Source organism: Cerasibacillus sp. (genome assembly GCF_036516575.1).
GTDB lineage: Bacteria > Bacillota > Bacilli > Bacillales > Amphibacillaceae > Cerasibacillus.
On record NZ_DATBTY010000027.1, the window covers coordinates 1 to 1,626 of the forward strand.

The 1,626-nt window shown below is 35.2% G+C and carries 3 protein-coding genes; all 3 read left to right on the forward strand.

Annotation, left to right across the window (positions count from 1 at the left end; translation table 11 throughout):
* A partial coding sequence (locus VIG73_RS04910; RefSeq protein WP_331639542.1) for an N-6 DNA methylase occupies positions 1 to 241 on the forward strand: 241 nt, incomplete at its 5' end.
* The gene (locus VIG73_RS04915; RefSeq protein ID WP_331639544.1) at positions 238 to 1,335 is read left to right on the forward strand and encodes a restriction endonuclease subunit S; all 1,098 of its coding nucleotides are present in this window, start codon (positions 238 to 240) and stop codon (positions 1,333 to 1,335) included. The genes VIG73_RS04910 and VIG73_RS04915, both read left to right, overlap by 4 nt.
* A gap of 23 nt (positions 1,336 to 1,358) precedes the next feature.
* Positions 1,359 to 1,626 (forward strand): hypothetical protein (locus VIG73_RS04920; RefSeq protein ID WP_331639546.1); only part of this gene is annotated, 268 nt, incomplete at its 3' end.

Consider the following 1,626-nt stretch of genomic DNA (forward strand, 5'->3'; position numbering starts at 1 on the left):
CAACCGTGATGGCGAATATGAAGATGTCGCGGGGTTCTGTGCATCAGTTGCAATCGAGAAAGTTGCAGAGCTTGATTATGTATTAACACCAGGTCGTTATGTTGGCTTACCTGAAGAAGAGGATGATTTTAACTTTGCTGAGCGCTTCACAGCGCTACAGGCGGAATTTAACGAACAACTCAAAGAAGAATCCCGCTTAAATGCACTGATCCAAGAACAATTGGCGAAGGTACAAGCATGAGTGAAGTTAGTTTATTGGATTTAGTGAACCTGACTACGGGCAAATTGAATTCTAATGCGGCAGTTTCCGATGGTAAGTATCCATTTTTCACATGCTCTGTTGAAACATATGCAATTAATTCCTTTTCCTTTGATACAGAGGCATTATTACTAGCAGGTAATAATGCAGAAGGAAACTTTAGTTTAAAATATTACAATGGAAAATTTGATGCTTACCAAAGAACATATGTTTTAACTTTAGAAGATGAAAAAACAACAACATATAAGTATATTTTCTATAGTTTAAAAACTAGATTAGCAGAATTAAAGAATAACTCAGCGGGATCTGCTACAAGATTTTTAACATTATCTATTTTAAAAGATATTAAAATTCAACTCCCACCACTTCCTGAACAAAAAGCCATTGCCGATGTTTTGTCTGCTTTAGATGACAAAATCGACTTATTGCAACGCCAAAATGAAACCTTAGAAAAAATGGCAGAAACGCTATTTAGGCAGTGGTTTATTGAAGAAGCGAAGGAAGATTGGGAGGAATTGCCATTAAGCGCTATAGCAACATTTACAAATGGTCTTGCATGTCAAAAATTTCCTCCGAAAAATGGAGAAATAGGATTACCTGTTTTGAAAATTAAGGAATTAACATCTGGAATTACTGTGTCATCAGATCGAGCAACAGCAGAGGTTAAGTCTGAATGTATTGTTCATCATGGAGATGTGATTTTTGCGTGGTCTGCTTCTCTGATGGTGAAAATCTGGTCTGGCGAAACATGTGTTTTGAATCAGCACTTATTTAATGTTCAATCTGAGCAGTTCCCAAAATGGTTCTATTATGAATGGTGCAAATATTATTTAAGAGAATTTATTGCTATTGCTAATAGTCATGCAACAACTATGGGACATATTAAACGTAATGATTTAGATGAAGCGATGGTTAACATACCAAGTGAATTTGAATTATTAGAAATGAATAAAATTATGATTCCAAATCTGAATAGAATTATTTTAAATTTAAAACAAATTCAAACGCTGCAAAGTCTGCGAGATATTTTGTTGCCGAAGCTGATGAGCGGTGAAGTTCGGGTTAAGTTGGATTAAGGTTTGATCATAAAGGAGAGATTATGGCTCAAGAAGAAAATAAGAATGATTTGATTATGCAACAAGTAGCAATGATGGAAGCGGTTGATAAAGTCGAATATGACGGTTATCAATTGATGGCTAGAATTGCAATTGCTCTCTTTTTTGCTAATGAATGGATAACTTTTTCTGATTTAAAAGTCATGATGAATGCTCGAGGATATGAATATTCAGAAGGTGGAAACCGTGGATTGGCATCATCTGTCAAAACAGCCGAAGAATCATATAGAGATATTAATGAGGATCTTCGTC